The 16,719-nt window shown below is 53.0% G+C and carries 18 protein-coding genes; all 18 read right to left on the bottom strand.

Annotated elements, in window-relative coordinates:
- Window positions 1-48: 48 nt before the first annotated feature.
- Window positions 49-678, bottom strand: coding sequence for a lactate utilization protein (locus ABNS49_RS01095; RefSeq protein WP_135979267.1), 630 nt, complete (start codon window positions 676-678; stop codon window positions 49-51).
- Window positions 679-755: 77 nt separating this feature from the next.
- Complete coding sequence (locus tag ABNS49_RS01100) at window positions 756-3,275, bottom strand: response regulator (protein WP_348687693.1); 2,520 nt, start codon at window positions 3,273-3,275, stop codon at window positions 756-758.
- Window positions 3,265-3,624 (bottom strand): Hpt domain-containing protein, encoded by a 360-nt coding sequence (locus ABNS49_RS01105; RefSeq protein ID WP_168353498.1) that lies wholly within the window; start codon window positions 3,622-3,624, stop codon window positions 3,265-3,267. Before ABNS49_RS01105 ends, ABNS49_RS01100 begins: the two co-directional genes overlap by 11 nt.
- Before the next feature lie 2 nt (window positions 3,625-3,626).
- A complete protein-coding gene (locus ABNS49_RS01110; RefSeq protein ID WP_289197171.1) occupies window positions 3,627-5,621 on the bottom strand; it encodes a diguanylate cyclase in 1,995 nt (664 codons plus the stop codon).
- Window positions 5,611-6,687, bottom strand: coding sequence for a PilT/PilU family type 4a pilus ATPase (locus tag ABNS49_RS01115; RefSeq protein ID WP_135979271.1), 1,077 nt, complete (start codon window positions 6,685-6,687; stop codon window positions 5,611-5,613). The genes ABNS49_RS01110 and ABNS49_RS01115 overlap by 11 nt, the downstream gene beginning before the upstream one ends.
- Before the next feature lie 4 nt (window positions 6,688-6,691).
- Complete coding sequence (locus ABNS49_RS01120; protein WP_135979272.1) at window positions 6,692-7,057, bottom strand: hypothetical protein; 366 nt, start codon at window positions 7,055-7,057, stop codon at window positions 6,692-6,694.
- Window positions 7,054-7,428 (bottom strand): hypothetical protein, encoded by a 375-nt coding sequence (locus ABNS49_RS01125; protein WP_135979273.1) that lies wholly within the window; start codon window positions 7,426-7,428, stop codon window positions 7,054-7,056. The genes ABNS49_RS01120 and ABNS49_RS01125 overlap by 4 nt, the downstream gene beginning before the upstream one ends.
- Window positions 7,425-7,865, bottom strand: coding sequence for a DUF4860 domain-containing protein (locus tag ABNS49_RS01130; RefSeq protein ID WP_135979274.1), 441 nt, complete (start codon window positions 7,863-7,865; stop codon window positions 7,425-7,427). The genes ABNS49_RS01125 and ABNS49_RS01130 overlap by 4 nt, the downstream gene beginning before the upstream one ends.
- Window positions 7,862-8,170 (bottom strand): hypothetical protein, encoded by a 309-nt coding sequence (locus tag ABNS49_RS01135; RefSeq protein ID WP_135979275.1) that lies wholly within the window; start codon window positions 8,168-8,170, stop codon window positions 7,862-7,864. The genes ABNS49_RS01130 and ABNS49_RS01135 overlap by 4 nt, the downstream gene beginning before the upstream one ends.
- Before the next feature lie 9 nt (window positions 8,171-8,179).
- A complete protein-coding gene (locus tag ABNS49_RS01140; protein WP_289108318.1) occupies window positions 8,180-9,238 on the bottom strand; it encodes a type II secretion system F family protein in 1,059 nt (352 codons plus the stop codon).
- Window positions 9,238-10,107, bottom strand: a complete 870-nt coding sequence (locus tag ABNS49_RS01145) for a transglutaminase-like domain-containing protein (RefSeq protein WP_135979277.1) — start codon at window positions 10,105-10,107, stop codon at window positions 9,238-9,240. Before ABNS49_RS01145 ends, ABNS49_RS01140 begins: the two co-directional genes overlap by 1 nt.
- Before the next feature lie 165 nt (window positions 10,108-10,272).
- The gene (locus ABNS49_RS01150; protein ID WP_289113683.1) at window positions 10,273-11,223 is read right to left on the bottom strand and encodes an NlpC/P60 family protein; all 951 of its coding nucleotides are present in this window, start codon (window positions 11,221-11,223) and stop codon (window positions 10,273-10,275) included.
- Window positions 11,224-11,415: 192 nt separating this feature from the next.
- On the bottom strand, window positions 11,416-12,726 hold the full coding sequence (locus tag ABNS49_RS01155; protein WP_135979279.1) for an alpha-amylase family glycosyl hydrolase: 1,311 nt from the start codon (window positions 12,724-12,726) through the stop codon (window positions 11,416-11,418).
- Window positions 12,727-12,742: 16 nt separating this feature from the next.
- On the bottom strand, window positions 12,743-13,168 hold the full coding sequence (locus ABNS49_RS01160; protein ID WP_135979280.1) for a hypothetical protein: 426 nt from the start codon (window positions 13,166-13,168) through the stop codon (window positions 12,743-12,745).
- A 31-nt stretch (window positions 13,169-13,199) separates the two neighbouring features.
- A complete protein-coding gene (locus ABNS49_RS01165) occupies window positions 13,200-13,745 on the bottom strand; it encodes a sortase (protein WP_135979281.1) in 546 nt (181 codons plus the stop codon).
- A complete protein-coding gene (locus ABNS49_RS01170; protein ID WP_135979282.1) occupies window positions 13,735-14,271 on the bottom strand; it encodes a hypothetical protein in 537 nt (178 codons plus the stop codon). The genes ABNS49_RS01165 and ABNS49_RS01170 overlap by 11 nt, the downstream gene beginning before the upstream one ends.
- Window positions 14,268-15,107: a class C sortase gene (locus tag ABNS49_RS01175; protein ID WP_135979283.1), complete on the bottom strand. Its 840-nt coding sequence runs from the start codon at window positions 15,105-15,107 to the stop codon at window positions 14,268-14,270. Before ABNS49_RS01175 ends, ABNS49_RS01170 begins: the two co-directional genes overlap by 4 nt.
- Window positions 15,067-16,719, bottom strand: coding sequence for an isopeptide-forming domain-containing fimbrial protein (locus ABNS49_RS01180; RefSeq protein ID WP_135979284.1), 1,653 nt, complete (start codon window positions 16,717-16,719; stop codon window positions 15,067-15,069). The genes ABNS49_RS01175 and ABNS49_RS01180 overlap by 41 nt, the downstream gene beginning before the upstream one ends.

The raw sequence follows: 16,719 nt of genomic DNA on the forward strand, positions 1-16,719 counted from the left end.
GAAATAAGAAAAAAAGCCGATTTGTGAAAGAACCGGCTTTTTTTGGCGTCAAAACCCGAGATTGTCGTTGACAAGAATCACATGGATGCGTTCCGGATGTCTGGAAAAGCGGGTAATCAAAAACTGACAGCAAATCGTATCCGGCGACTTGCAGTCGAAGCAGGTGCCGGTTTTCGCGCACGGCGTATTTAAATCGAAACGCTGGGCGTTGATCGGAGCCGCCACGTTGCGCGCCCGCTTCATCGCCTCGTCGACATCCGAGCACACTTTGTTCATTCCCGCGATGAAAATCACGCGGCGCGGTCCTTGCGCGATGGCCGACACCCGGTTGGCGTTGCCGTCGATGTTGACAAGCACCCCGTCTCTTGACAGCGCGTTGATCCCGGACAAAAAGACGTCCGCGTCGTAGGCGGCCAGCATCGCGGCCCGCTTGTCTTCGCACTCGTCCCGGTCGATAAACGTGTAGTCTTTCGTTTTCAGCGCGTCCTTCAACCCGATTTCCTCCACGCTGACGCCTCCGCCCATCGTAATCGTGCTGTGCTTTGGAATGAGGTCCAGGGCGATGCGCAGCGCTTCCTCGCGGCTGGCGGCGTAATGGCCTGTCATATTCCGGCTCGCCAGTCCCTTGATGACGACTTGCGCCAGTTTGGCGTTGCGCAAGCTTTCAAAATCATTCATACTCTTTCTCCTTTGTGTTCCCTTCCATCTTATCAAATCCATAGACTGAAAAAAAGATGCCCGGCATCCAGGCATCTTTATTTCAAATGTTTTCTTAGCTCGTTTAAAACGACATCCACGTCGATCGGCTTTGGAATATGGGCGTCCATGCCCGCTTCCCTCGCCTTTTTGGCGTCGTCGACAAACGCGTCGGCCGTCATCGCGAAAATCGGCACGTCGCGATCTTTTCTTCGCAGCGCCCGAATGGCTTTCGTGCTTTCAAATCCATTCATTTTTGGCATCCGGATATCCATGAGCACCGCGTCGTAGTAGCCCGCTGGCGAACGGGCGAACATGTCCAGCGCCTCCTGGCCGTTTTGGGCCCACTCCAGCAAAAAGCCTTCCTCCTCGAGCAAGTCGTGGGCGATTTCCCAGTTCAGCTCGTTGTCCTCGGCCACAAGCAGGCGCCGGCCGGCGAACGAGAACGTTTCCGGTTTGGCGGCTGGCTCGGTTCCGGTCTGCCGGTTGGCGAACGGAACGAGTCCGGCATACAGCGAAGAGGCGAACAACGGCTTTTGAATGAATCCGTCGACGCCGGCATCCAAGGCTTCTTGCTCGAAATCCGACCAGTCGTACGCGGAAATCAAAATGATCGGGATGTGGTCGTCCAGCGTTTTGCGGATTTGGCGCGCGATCTCGATTCCATCCAGATCGTCCAGCTTCCAGTCCAGAAGAATCGTGTCGTAGCGCTTTTGGCGCAGACAGGAAAGCGTCTGGTGCCCGTCCGTGATGTAGTCGGCGCGAATGCCGATTTCCGCCAAAGCCGACTGTGCCGTTTGGCAAAGCTGCTCGTCGTCGACAAGAAGCATCGTCCAGTTTGGCAGACAAAGTTTTTCATCCGGATTGGGCGCTTTTTCCAAATCCACCACGATGTGGAACGTGCTGCCCTCGTTGACTTTGCTGTCGATCAAAATCTCGCCATGCATCGCGTCCACGATGTGTTTGGTAATCGCCATGCCAAGGCCGCTGCCTTCCGTGCGCGTGACGCGCAAGTGGTCGTCGCGGGCGAACGATTCGAAAATGACTTTCTTAAAGTCCTCGCTAAACCCGATTCCCGTATCCGACACGATAAAATGGACTTCGACGTTTTGATCGGAAACCGAAGACGCCTTCTCGTACAAACCGATACGAATGCTGCCCTGTTCAGGCGTGAACTTGATCGCGTTGGACATAAGGTTGAGCAGCACTTGATTGAGGCGCAGCGCGTCGCAATACACGTTTTCAGTGATGATGTTCGAAACCGAGACGTCGAAATTTTGATGTTTCGCCTTCATTTGCGGCTGCACGAGCGCGACGAGGTCGTTGACGATCGTCTTCAGGGACACGATGTCGTTGGACAACGTCATTTTTCCGCTCTCGATTTTCGACATGTCCAATATGTCGTTGATCAACCCAAGCAAATGCTTGCTGGAGAGCGTGATGCGCTTCAAGCAATGAAGCACCCGGTTCTTGTCGTCGATGTTCGTCGTGGCGATCGCCGTCATCCCGATGATCGCGTTCATCGGCGTACGGATATCGTGGGACATGTTGGACAAAAACTCGCTCTTGGCCTGGTTGGCTTTTTGCGCCTCGACTTTCAGCTTTTCCGACACCTTGATTTGCTCCCGGGAGTAAATGTAGTAGCGGTAAAACAAGTAAAACAAGCCGGCCAAAATAATGAGCGTGCCGCCAATGTACAAGGTCAAGTCGGTTCTTGTCATGTCGTTGACGATGTTGTTGATGGGGCCAAACGGAAGTTCCGTAATCAAATACCACTCTGAATACGGCAGCGGCGTGGCGAAAATGTAGCTTTCCTGCCCGTTTTCGCTCAGCACCCCGGTAAAATCCTCGTTTTTGTCAATCGCCTGTTTCAGCTCGGCTAGTTTTTCCGTGTTTTTCTCGTCCTTCCACTTTTCAAAATACGTTCCGGCGAACTCGTGTCCGAACTCGCCCGAGTCGCGGATGACATACGTTCCGCCTTTTCGAATGATGGCCGATTCCACCATGGACGAGTTCTCGCTTTGAAACAGCGACTCCGCCAGCGAGGAAGCCGGAAATCCGACAACGAGCGCGACCGATTTTTCATCGCCTGGCATGGGATAGGAAACCGGATAGCTGAACAAGATCGTCCGCTCGCCATTGTCGCCAAGAACCGAGGCGATTTGCGTCTTGTCCTGCACCAGCGCCTCGACAAACTCCCTGGAGCCTTTGATGACGATCGGATCGCCATACACTGTGACGAATTTGTCGTCATCCATGTACAGCGACGCGCATTCGAAACCACGCAGGCGGGCTTCCTGCTCCAAACCGGCGAAAAACGCCGTTTCGTTTTCCGAAAGATCCAAACCGTCGACGAGCGCCTTCAACTGCATAATGCGCAGCTCGACAATCGTTTGAAAGTGCTGGATGTTTTTCTCGTTGATGCCTTTCATGTAAATTTCGCCGATCTCGTCAATCGAATTGCGGCTTTTTTGATTCGTGCAGTAAAACACGAAACTGAACATAAAGGCGGTGACGAAACAAAAAACAACAAACGAAAGAACGAGTTTGCGCGGAATCGTCAATTTCTTACGCTTCATAGCCGACGTGCCTTTCGATTGCCGTCATGACGCGCTCGTATTCCGTTTTCAGCTCGTCTGCTTTCGCCGCTCCTTCATCGCTCCATCCAAAACGGAAAAGCTCGCAAAGCGTGTCGGCTTTTTGGTATAAAGCCGTCATACTTAAGTTTTGCGCCACGCCTTTGATCGTATGCAAAGCCAGGAACGCGGCCTTGTCGTCATGCGCCGCGATGGCCGCTTCAAACCGGGAAAAGCTGGGATCGTCCGCGAACTTTCGCAAAAATTTAACGATGAGCCGATCCGCGCGCAGGCGGCGCTTCGCTTCCTCGTAGTCGCCATCCATCGCTTTATAACATTGTTCCAAATTCATATTCATTCCTCTTGGGCAAGATGGTCGATTCGATACGCGTTCTTGCCGCTTTTCTTCACTTCATACAACAGCCGGTCCGCGGTTTCAAACAAGACGTCGTAATCGCGGGCGCACGTTTCGGTCGTCGCGACCCCGACGCTTGTTTGAATCGGATATCCTTTGTATTCGCCTTGAATGCTATGGAAAATCCGGTCGATCACCGGCGTAATGTGGTCGTGGTACTGCAAAAACACAACAAACTCGTCCCCGCCGATGCGCGCGGCCACGTCGTAGGAACGAATACAGCGCGTGATACGGCTGGCGAGTGTTTGCAGCACCTCGTCGCCAAATTTATGGCCGTTTTCATCGTTGGCCGTTTTAAAGTTGTCCAGGTCGATAATCATCAGGGCGAAATGGTCGTTCGTCTTTTCATCCAGCCGCGACTGAATGAGCACCGGCGCGTACGCTTTATTCACCAGGCCGGTCAGCCCGTCGTGGTGGGCGCTGCGCTCCAGCGCCTCCCGCTTCACTTTTTCGTCATGGACATCCACGATCAATCCAAAGTAGCCATGGCATTCCTCCTCGTTGAAAATGCCATGCAAAATAAAGTTGAACCAGTGCGGCTCCCCATTTTCCTGAAGCGCCAGCTCCAGTTCGCATTCCGGTCGCTCCCACGAAAGCTGGCGGATTCGATCGCACAGGCGTTCAATGTTATCCTGTCCGAGCACCGCCATGAGATCGGGCTGGTCGAGCGGGTCGGCGATGACGGAGTCCAGGTTAAACTTATGGGCGGCCAGCATGCTAAGCGTAAGCACGGGTGGACTGAAGGTGTACTCGAACCGCATTTCCTGCGAGCGGCTCGTGTAAAACGCGTACTTGGTGCGTTCGTACACCAAATTCGAAATCGACTTCTCGTTGTAAACCGGCGCGCTCGTGGACAAGGACGAAGGATCGGCGGACGCGGATGGATCCGGGCCGAAATCGACTTGTTTCAACCGGCGGCGGGCGCGTTCCAGACAACGCAGCAGCCGCTGGGAAAAGCAGCCGCATTCCCCGTTCAAAATCATGGTCAGCGCCTGTTCGGGCGAAAAGGCTTTTTTATACACCCGCTCTTCCGTCAAGGCGTCGTACACGTCGGCAAGCGCGACAACCTGGGCCGAGATTGGAATTTGCTCGCCTACCAGGTGGTCCGGATAGCCTTTGCCGTCGTAGCGTTCGTGGTGCCAGCGCGCGATTTCGATCGCGGTTTTTACAAGCTCGTCATGCTGGTAGCTTGGCACCTTTTCCAGCATTTGGGCCCCGTAAATTGTATGGCGCTTCATTTGCTCGAATTCCTCGTCCGTCAGCCGGCCGGGCTTGTTCAGGATTTTCTCGTCGATCGACATTTTTCCGACATCGTGAAGGGCCGAAGCGAGCGCGATACGCTCGATTTGCTCGTCGTCCATCGTGAAGGTCGGATCCATGGCGCGCAGTTCCGTGAGCAGCAGCTTCGTCATCGCCCGCACATTCAAGACGTGCCGGCCCGACTCCTCGTTGCGGAACTCGACAATGTGGCTCAGGATGTTGATCAGCATGTTGCTTTGGCGCGTTTTTTCCTGCACCTGGGCGGCGACAAGCCGTTCGAGATGTTTTTGGCGCGCGTCGAGCAAAATCATGTTTTCGACCCGGTGCGTGACGATCGAGGCGTCAAACGGCCGGGAAATGAAGTCGTACACGCCAAGGTCGTACGCCTTATGAATGTAGTCGGCGCCGGTTTCCGCGGAAATCATGATGACGGGCAACTGCGCGTTCCATCCGCGTTCCCGCATGACTTCCAGCACCTCGAAGCCATCCATTTCCGGCATCATGTAGTCAAGCAAAACGAGCGAGAGTTCGAATCCGTGATCGTTCATAAGCCGGATCGCCTCTTTACCGTCTCCCGCTTCGATCAAGTCGTATTTGTCTTCGAGCATATCCGTTAAAATGAGGCGGTTGATTTCCGAGTCGTCGACAATGAGCACTTTAGGTTTAAACGACATGGAGCTTTTTTTCCTTCAGCTTTCTGGAAAGCGTCGTTTTGTCCTGAGCGTACGCGATCGCGCTGTCGCGCGTGATCCTGCCCGCGTTGAACAAGGCGAGCAGCGCGTTGTCCATCGTTTGCATGCCGCCTTCCTGGCTGGAAAAGATCACGTTGTCGATTTGATGGATCTTTCCTTCCCGAATCAGGTTGGCGATCGCCGGCGTGACGATCATGACTTCGAAGGCGGGTACGAGCGTGCCGTCGATACCGGGCACAAGCTGCTGGCTGACCACCGCTTTGAGCACCATGGACAGCTGGACGCGGATTTGCGCCTGCTGGTTGGCCGGAAACGTGTCGATGATCCGGTCAATCGTTTTCGCGGCCCCCAGGGTGTGGAGCGTCGACAGCAAAAGCTGGCCGGTTTCCGCCGCGGTCAGGGCCGTTTGAATCGTGTCGAAGTCCCGCATTTCCCCGAGCAAAATCGTATTGGGGGTTTGGCGCAGCGCCGCCCGCAGCGCCGAGGCGTAGTCTTGGGTGTCCAGACTGATTTCGCGCTGGGAAATCAAACAGTTTTTGTGCGGGTGGATGAATTCGATTGGATCCTCCAGAGTGATAATGTGGCCGGTTTTCGTCCGGTTGATTTCGTCGATTAGGCACGCCAGCGTCGTCGATTTTCCCGAGCCGGCCGGTCCCGTCACGAGAATCATCCCGTTTTTTGTGCGCGCCAAGTCGATGACGGTTTGCGGAATGCTCATTTGTTTCGGGTCGGGCAAGCCGAATGGAACGATGCGGATCACGGCCGCGTACGAGTTGCGTTGCTTGTAGGCGTTGCAGCGAAAACGTCCCACGTTGCGAATCGAAAACGAGAAATCGTCGTCTCCGGTTTGTTTCAAGGTTTCCTGGCTCCTGCTGGCGTTTTCATAAATCTGGCTGATTAGCTCCAGACTTTGCGCGGGCATGACGGGCTGGCTGCCAAATGGCTCCATGCGTCCTTTGACTTTCACGTGGATCGGCGCCCCGGGCACAATAAACAAGTCCGATCCCCCTTTTTGGAGGCTGTCCTCCAGTATTTCTTCGATGTTCATAGTCTCAATCCTTTCCATCCCAGACCGGGATCGGTTCGGTTTGATCCCACGTGTTCTGGTTTTCAACGTATCGTTCGGCAATCACGTACCGGCCGTCCCGCTTTTCAACGCGGGCAATCAAATACTGGCCGTCGAGAATTTGCACGGAAATGTATTTTTTATCCTCGTCCATCCTGGTTTGATTCATCGCGTCCACCTGCTCGCTAATAGAGGCGAGCGCCTCGTAATAGCGGCTCGAATAGTCGATGGAAGAGCGGCTCATCCGGTTTTGCAAGTCGGCCTGGTAAAGCGCCAGCAGCGAAAAGCACGTCAAGGCGAGCACAAGCGCGATCAGCACGAACGAGGCGGTGCCGACACCGTTTCGCTTCATTTTGATTCCTCCTTGCTGATGGTCGTGTGGAAGTCGATCAACGTCGTTTCCTGTTCCTGGAGCGTGAGCGTGATCGAAGCGAGCGTCTCGGTTTCGCTGCGCTCGACACACAACAAATACCGGCCGTCTGGATCCAGGTTCATTTCCTCGTTGAAGCGGTACACCCCGTCTTGCGCCACCGGCGTGGCGGGATCGGCCATCCACTGGTTCATCAAATCCTCGAGCAGGATCTGTCCGTTGGCAAGGGCGATGTTTTGCTTGGAAAGCGTGAACGCTTTCGCGAACATTTGCAGCAGGATAAGCGAGGCCAGCGAAAAGAAGACGATGACGAGCATCAATTCAATCAAAGCCGGATTGCGTTTTCTTTTCATACGCCTACCTCCTGGACGTGCAAAACCTTTTCAAACCCTTCCCGGTCCGTGAGCCGGATAACGAGTTGTCCGTTGTCCGGACGGATCGAAAAATCTTCGACAGCGACGATCTTTTCGCCCTGCCCGTCTTCCAGCGGCAGCCCGTCCAAGGTGTAAAATTCGCAAAGAGTCCCGTCTTGTTCGTAAATATACGTGACGAGGTCGCCTTTTTTGAGCACGAGCACGTCATGGTCGGCGCCAACGGCGTCAAGACGGTTGCGCAGCTTGTTTTGAATGTACGTCATGGCGGTGCGGCTGTCGTGGACGCGTCCGCTTTCCGAAACGATGTTTTCATAAACGCGCGCCCCGATCACGACGAGGAACAAAGCCAGAAGCGCGAACATCGCGTAGACGAGAAACAAACTAAGCGAAGCGAACGTGTTTTTTTGTCGATTCATGGCCGGCTCCTTTCCGTCACCTGCACGCGCGGGCGGATGTTGTCGGCAAAAATATCGTAGACGATCATGTACGTGTCGGGGTCGTACGTGAATCCGTGCTCCTTGATCATGGATTCAAGCGAGGGCGGATAGCGCCCTTCTCTGGCGTACGTGTCGACGATGATTTGCTCCAGGGCGGTTTGGATCGTTTGCGTCGACTGGCGATACGCCGTTTTGGATATCCAGTCGAACACGAACAAAAAACAAAGCATCACAGCCACGAATTCCGCCAGCATGAGCGGTTTGTTTCGTTGTTTCGTTTTCATGGCCGGCCCTCACGTCATGGACATCAGGATGCCGACAAGCGGAAGCATGATGGCAAGCAGGATGCCGCCCACGATCAGCGTGAGCAGCGCGACGAGCACCGGCTCGATCGAGGCGACAACGCCGTCGATTTCGCTTTCGACTTGGTGGTTGTACAAGTCGGCCAGCTCGGTCATGACGGATTCGATTTGACCGGTTTGGTCGCCGACCTCGATCATTTTCTCGTGGATCGTGTCGTAAAAGCCGTTGGCGATCATGGCTTCGGTGAACTGGTTTGTCTGGCGCATCGTATCCAGACTGACTTGCGCCATCGTCCGGGACTGGGCATCGGGCATGAAATCGGGCGCCATTTCCATCGTTTCATCCAGCGAGAAACCGCTGCGCATCGCCATCGCGACGATGTCCGCGTAGCGGGCGGCCGCCTGCCCTTTGTGGATTTTTCGAAAAAACGGAAAGATTTTGGCCGCGCCTTTGAGCAGCGTTTCGGTTTTCCCTTTTTTCCACATCGCGATGACGACGATCGCGAAGACGCTCAGCAAGATGGCGAACACCATGACGGCGTAGCCGACAAAGATCCCGGCTGACAAAATCGTCTGGGTGGAGCCGTCGAGGCTGACGCCCATGTTGCGGAACACCTGCATAAAAACCGGGATGACTTTGACGACCAAAATCGCGATGACGACGCTCATCATCACCACGAGCGTCACCGGATAAAAAATGGCGTTTTGAATGTTCTCGTTGCGCAGCGCCTCTTTTTTATAATACTTGGACAGCGAATCGAGCACGACATCCAGATTTCCCGTCCGTTCCGCGATTCGCACCATCTCGATCATGTATTTTGGAAACCGGCCGGTGCTTTCGAGCGCCTCGTAAAACGGCTGGCCTTCTTCCAGCGCGCCGGCAATACGCTCGAACAACGCCTGCTCGCTGGTGTTTTCATACGTCGAAACGAGAATGTCGGCCCCGTCGTACAGTAAAATGCCGGTTTTCAGGATCATGGCCCATTGCGCGCATAAGAGCGAAAGCTGCGCCGGATCCAGCTTTTTCAAGTTTGTTTTTTTCTCCATCATCAATACCTCCTGTCGTCGACATAGTCGCTTTGCTCATTGGAGTTGGCGGACCCGTAGGTTGGATCGTACCAGCGCCACTGGCCATCCACATACACTTCGTTCCACGCGTGGTAAATCCCCTCGCTTGTCAAGTTTCCCATCACAAGCCGGGAGGGGATGTCCTGCGCCCGCAGCATGGCGGCCATGAGCGCGGCGTAGTCGAAACAAATGCCTTTCTTTTCTTCCAGCACACGGGTCAGATCCGGGATGTAGCCCGACTGCACGCTGGCCGCCTTGTCGGTGTCGTACGTCATGTAGTTTTCAATGTACCGGTAAATCGCGTCGACTTTTTCCTGGTCGCTAGAAAGCGACTGGCAAATGTCGTACGACAACAAAACCGCCGGATACTCGCGTGTGTACCACACAAGCTGGTTTGGAAAGACAAACACGCGGTTGTCCTCCTCGAGCGCCACCGCAAACGATTCGGAAAAAATTTGCGCGTAGCTTGTTCCTTCGGTGTTTTGGTAGACGGAAATCGTGTACTCGCCATCGCCCATTTGAAGCGGAAACACGACATATTCGCCATCGGATGGCAAATCGTATGTGTACTGGTCCGCCTCGTGGCTGATGCGGCACTTCAGACGGGTGTCGAATCCGCTCAGCGTTTTGATCATCAGGTAGCCGTCGGCGACATTGGACACGTCGACGAGGATCTGTCCGCCGGAAAGCACCTGGGCGTTTGTCGCTTTCGGCTCGTGGATCTCAATCGGCCCTTGATAAACCGATCCCGGCTCGATTTCATGGAACGGCTCCTCCTGACTGGAACAGCCATTAAAAAAAAGGCAAACAAACCCCAAAAAGAACCCGATCCATTTGCGTGTGCCTTTCATTCCCTTTCCCCCTTCTCGTTTTTTGAACGCGAATTATTGTAAGTCATCCTATTTTATCACATAAATTCACATTGTTCAATCACGCAGGCATATTCCTTGTGTCAAGCAAATGACTGTGTGATAATATATCTTTTTTTCATAAAAAAAACCTGGAATTTCCAGGTTTTAGTGCGCCACGTGGACGTAGCCGATGAGCGGCTTGTCGCATTCGACGGATGTGACAACGGTTTGATTGCCCAGCCATCCGCCATGGACGGCTTGGCCATCGCCAATGTAAAGGGCGACGTGGCCGCTGTAAATGATGATATCGCCCGGAACCGGGTTGTTGGTGTAGCTGCCAAGCTGGGCGTATTCTTCCGGCCAGCCGTGGAAGTCGATGCCAACGGCTTTGAGCGCGTTGGTGACAAGCATCGTGCAGTCCTGGTAGCGTCCCACTTGCGAAAGCGCCGCCTGGGCGATGCGGTCGTAGAAATCGTCTTTTTCCACGACGACTTTCATCGCGCTTTTGGTTACGTTTCCGCTGGCGTCCTTGGCTTCGATGTTGACAGTGTATTCGCCGGGTTTGGCGTAGTCGATGGACTCATCGACTGTCAATTCCACCTGGCCGCTGTTGTCGCTGGCTTCGATGTGCTCGTTCAAATCGAGCGTTTGGTTTTCAGTCGTTTTCACGACTTCGGGAACGCGGATCGTTGGCGCCTGCCCGTCGCGGACGTCGATCACGGCGTTTTTTACCGAGACGATTTCCTTTTCGGAAGAGAGGGTGTTGGTTGGCTTGTTTTCGCCCACCTTGGCGGTGCGGCTTTTCATCGCCATTTTCACGATTTGATACCCTTCCTTATCCAGGTCGATGCCCTGGATGTCGATGATGGCGTCATCCAGCAAATAGCACAATCCGTTTTCCGTTTCTTTCAACGTGTATTGTTTTAGGTTTTTATGAAAGGCTTCTTCGACGATCGACGTCAGGGACGTCTCGTCTTTGTAGGCTGCTTCGTAGTATGCCATGGGGGAATGCGGCATTGAATTGTTTACGTTTTGGTCCGCGGCAAAAACCGGGGCGAACGCGTTGAATCCAAGAGCGATCCCAGCCGCAAAGCCGAATATTTTCGTTTGTTTCATCGTTCGTTTCCTCCTGTTTTCCAGTCTGATTTCGGACTGTTTGTTTCACAAGTCCCGACTTTACACGAGGAAACCGAACTTTTCAAGCACATTCGTTGATTTTCCACGAATTTTATGCATTTATCTATACTTAGACGAAAATATTTGCACAAAACAAAAAAGAGAGCGAAATTTGCTCTCGAAAATCACAAATCACGATTTTTTAGTCAAGATCATGGCACCTTTGGCTGGAATTTGGACGCACCAGTCCACAAAAACCGGCTGCGAATCCGCAAGCCAGTCGACGCATTCCGCCTGAAAATCCACACCGAGGTCAACTGGCGAGTCATCAAGATTGATGGCGGTCCAAACCGTTTCGCCATCCAGCTCCCGGGCGTACACGCAAGCGGTGTTCGTCAACGCAACCTGGCGGTACGACCCTTCGTACAACGGGCGCAAGGCGTGGTGGATGTCGATCAGCGTATGGATCCAGTCCGTGAGCTCGTTCCATTCCAGCGCCTCGACGGCCGGGCGCAGGGCGGTGTCGTTCCAGTTTTTCTTTCCTTCCATTCCCCACTCGCTGCCGTAATACAAGCACGGAATGCCCGGCATCGTCATGAGCATGGCGTAGATGAGGGGCAAGTCGGCTTTGACGTTCAAAATGGAGGCGATGCGTTCCACGTCGTGGTTGTCGACAAAGTTGAACAAGTGCTTGCCTCGGTAAAGGCACCATTGCTCGTTGCCGAACTGCCGGTTAAACGAATACAGGATTTCAAAAAAATTGCGGGTGTTGAAGCTGGAATACAACCCTTTGTAGCACTCGTAGTTCGTGCAGGAGTCGAGCATTTGCTCGTTGACCCACTGGTTGTAGTCGCCGTGCAGCGTTTCGCCCATTAAAAAGAAATCGGGACGAATCGACTTGGTAAACGTATGGAGGGCGCGTAAAAAATCAGGGGCCAGACAATATGCGACGTCGAGCCGCAAGCCGTCAATGTCGAATGTGTCGATCCAGTCTTGGACGATGGAGCATAGATAGTCGACGACGGCTGGATTGTTCAAGTTGAGTTTGACAAGATTGGCGTTGCCTTCCCAGTTTTGATACGACAAGCCGTCGTCGTACTCGTTGTTTCCGTTCAAGTCGATGTCGAACCAGGAAAGATACGGGGAGTTTTCGCGGTTTTGGAGCACGTCGGCAAACGGGGCGAACGCGCGCCCGACATGGTTGAACACGCCATCCAAAATGACGCGGATATCGTTGTCGTGGCAGGCGCGCACGAACGCGCGCAAATCGTCGTTGTCGCCCAGACGGACGTCGACTTGCGTGTAGTCGGTCGTGTCGTAGCCGTGGGAGATGGACTCGAAGACCGGATTGAGCAAAACGCAGTCGATGCCTAGTTTTTTCAGACCGGGGATCCACGAGGTCAGTCTTGTTAGCCGATGCGTCTTTTTATGATCGTTTTCAAAGGGAGCCCCACACGCTCCCAGGGGGTAAATTTGATAAAACACGCTGGATTCATACCACATAGTTTTTTCCTCTTTTCTACGCCGCGTCGATGCGGTTTTTGATGTAGTCGTACATTTGGGTCGTGATTTCGGGTGTTGGCTCGTTGAACAAAATCGTACCGCTGTCCGCGGTCACGATCGCGATGTAGTCTTTGTGCGTCAAATACAAATACGCGCTGCATCGGCCGATCGTTTGAAAATCGGCGTTTCCATTGTAGTAGTGTTCAAACTCCACGCCTTCCTGGATCCCTTTTCGTTTCAGGTCGTAGTTTCTCAGCAGCTCGATCGAGCGGATTTGATCGTACGGCACTTGCTTGTAGATGAGGCCGTTAAACTCGATAAACCGGTCGGTGCAGGCGATTTCGGCCGGACCGGTCGCGGGCGCTTCGAGCGCCACCCCGATCATGACCATAAGAAAAGAGAACAGGAAAGCATAAACCATCATCCAACTGTACTTGTTCATGTTCCTATTCTCTCATATTTATGACTGTCAGTCATCTATTTTCATCCACGTTTTCCTCGCACAGCGCCGCCCTCACCGCGACGCGGCGGACGCCGAAAGGCGTGCACGTAAACAAAGTGAGGGCGTAGTCGGATTCGACCATGCGTTTCACTTCGGTTGGCTCGAGCACTTCCACTTTCTCGATTTGATAGCGGTACGACGCACTTGAGGTGCGGATCGTGATTTCATCGCCAAATCCTAACTGGCCGATGCGGCCGAAATGGCTGTCGGCGTTGTGGGCGCAGACGACAAGATGCTCCCCGTCGTTGGCGTACAGGCACGGGTACTGGTCCATCGCCTCTTGCGAGTAGGTGGACAGCACCGGAAGCTCCAGCTCGAGGGCCGGAATGAGCAGGTCGCCGAAAAAACGCTCGTCGGCCGGATTTTTTTCGGATGGCGTACGCAAAGCGGAGAGCTGCTGTCTGGCCAGCGCCGCCTTGGTCATGTTGTCGTTCCACTCGAACAGCCAGACGGCCAGCGCGGCCAAAATAAACAGGCAGCCCAGGCGCGTCAAATGCCGGGCGGTTTTATTTTTCATACGGTTCTCTCAACAGCCGGCCGCCAAGCAAACATGTAATGCCCAACATGGCGAAAACATAGATCAGCCATCGGGGCTGGGCGGTGTATGGCAGCGTGGCGTCGTGGCGGCTGGATCGTGGAAAATCGGGATTCGACACGACGGGCGCGGTTTTGGGCGTTTCCTCGACTTGCATGCCATCGGCTTGCAAATGGACGAGGTGCGGCTTGAACGGCTGCCGGTTGGGGGCGTGGCGCGTTTGCCGCAGCAAATACAGACCGGGTTCAAGCTGTTCAAAACGGATCGTGTTCGACGTAATGGCGGCGGTTTGGGGTTCGACGCCTTGGTCAAGCAGCGCGGCGACGAGTTCGTCGACTTCCAGATTTTGAAGCTCGACAGGGACCGCGTACAGAGCGACTTCACTTTCGCGATCTTCCAAATGGAGCACGATGCTTCCGTCGCTGGCGGCGCACACCGGTTGAAACCATGCTGTCATCCCAAGGGCGCATACAAGGCCCAAAAGCACGCTCCATAGCTTTTTCATCATTTTTCCTTTCTTCTCGAAACGAGTTGCGCGATGAGCGCGACCAGCATGCCAAGGCACAAAAAGATTCTTGGCCACGGAATGGCGTAAGGTTCGGGCTTGTCGTCCAGCGGAATCCGGTGTCCGCGCACGAGCAGGCGGTGCGTGTTCACCTCGAAGGGCGTACACGTCACCAGCGTGCAAAGATCGGCGTCCGGGTCGATTTCGACATAGGTCTCGTCGCCTGGCAGGACGGTTTTGATTTGATCGACTTCGTACAAAAGCCGCTGGTCGATCGTTTCAATTTGAAACCGGTCCCCTTTTTTCACCCGGTCCAGATGCGTGAACAGCTGGGCGGAAGGCAATCCGCGATGGCCGGAAAGAACGGCGTGCGTCCCCTTGCCGCCGACAGGCAGCGAGGAGCCGGGCATGTGTCCGATGGCCACGGCCAGCACGCCTTCGTCGGTCCCGTGGTAAATCGGGTACGTGATACCTAGAGTTGGAATCGACACCGATCCCATGACGCCGGTTTTTCCCGGATCCAGCAAGTCAAGATACGTCGCCCATTCCGATTCTGAAAAATTCCAGCGATCTTCCCGGGTCAAAAGCGTCTTGTTGTAGGAACGAGCCTGCGCGACCATTTCCTTCTTGAACGGCTCGTCCAGATCTTCCACCATTTGCGCGTATTCGGTCAGCATATGCGTCTGATGGATCGAGTTCCACCAGTCGGCCGCGGTCGGATAGGCAATCAAGCCAATGCCAACGAGCAGCATCCAGACGCTGAGCCGGTCAAGCCAATCGGGCTTTCGTTTCGTCTTTTTAGTCTTGTTCGTGACGGCGCCGTGCCATTCGAATGCCAAGGCCGCCTAGCGCCAAAAGACCGCCGACACCGTAAATCAGAGTTTGTCCAAACGCACCGGTCGAAGGCATTGTGAAGCCTTTGCCGTTTTCCACGACAACGCTCATCGTTCCAGATTGATCAATGCTTGTTTTCTTAACACCGTTCGCATCATTCGAATTTGTGTTAAAATCAACCGGTGAAGTAGCCTCACCAAAATCATAAACTCGTGATTTATTCGCAATAACCTCTACCGATTGCAATCCTTCCATGATATTATAACCAACGGGGGCTTTGATTTCCTTTAGGTAGTATGTTCCCGCATCCAATCCTTGGATTTCAAATCCTCCATTTTCTCCTGATATCAGCTTCGAAGCTGATTTTTCATCCTTTGTCCAACCCGTAAATTTATGAGATGTAGCATCCATCATCGCGTAAGAAGGGTTCTTTTGATCCGTATTCAATAAATAGAATTCCGCTCCTTTCAATGGCGTCTTTTTATCACTCGCATCTTTTTTTGTTCCAGACAATTTGTACGTCAGTACCAGAACCTTATCTTCCGGCGTTACAGCGTAGTCTGAATCCGTATACGGATGGTTGGTATACGCAAGATAGACTTTGTTCGTGTTTGGTGTATCGTTTCCATTTGCAATTCCAACAAGAGCGTTTGAATTGAGTTGGGCTGTGTAAGTTACTATTACCTCTTCACCACCATGATCTTTTAAGTTTGAAATTTTTACATGCAGTGAACAACCGTCTTTTGTTTCTTTTTGACCGTTAACAATGGTATAGTCTGTCCCTTTCGTTAATTTATCACCATCCAATAAAACCTCAATACTATCCTCGTTCAGATTCAACCCTTTACTTAGCGTATCGTGAAATTCATAGGTGTATTCATCATAATGCGTAGTCTCTGGAACTGTTGAAGTGATTTGGAACGGAACATCGTCTCCAATAGAATAATCCGCCACATCCTGATAATTTAGTGCACCATTTTCCCCATTGTTTTCTCCAACTTGTTTCTTAACAGTTGGCGTCTCAGCTTTTCTTTCAATCTTCATATCGCTTGTCAATTGTAGCAATGATTCATTCCACGTGAAATCCGGATTCGTCGTATTTTTTGTTACATCTTTGATCAAATAATACCCGGGAACCAGAGATACAGAGGTTCCTGCAATACTTGTGCTTGTTTCACTCAAATGTTTTGAAATCAGAAGAGCGATTTCTCCGGCACGTCTTTCTTTTTCCGTTTCATCACTACCTTGAGATACATACGTTTCAATCGCTTGCGCCACTTCTTTTGGTGTGGGATCTGTTGTGGTTGTTGAAATGATGCTTTTTGACCTCAAAGAGCTAATCAAATTATCTCGATCAACTCCATCGCCCCATTTCACATTGGATAATACTCCATTTGAAACATCACCCTTAAAGATTTGATAGGCGGCAAATGTGTGACCCTTTAAACTCTCAGGGATTGTCAGGTTCACTGTTGATTTGGTACCTGTTTCCGAAATGTCCGTTGACGTAGTGTCCCCAGTTTCCGTTGCTTTTATCGGAACGGCAACTGTCATTCCCCAAAGCAAGCACACGAGGGCAAGTGCTCCCTTCATCCGATTTTTAAAACTTTTTTTCAT

The sequence above is a fragment of the uncultured Dubosiella sp. genome (genome assembly GCF_964018005.1).
In the GTDB taxonomy this organism is placed as follows: domain Bacteria; phylum Bacillota_I; class Bacilli_A; order Erysipelotrichales; family Erysipelotrichaceae; genus Dubosiella; species Dubosiella muris.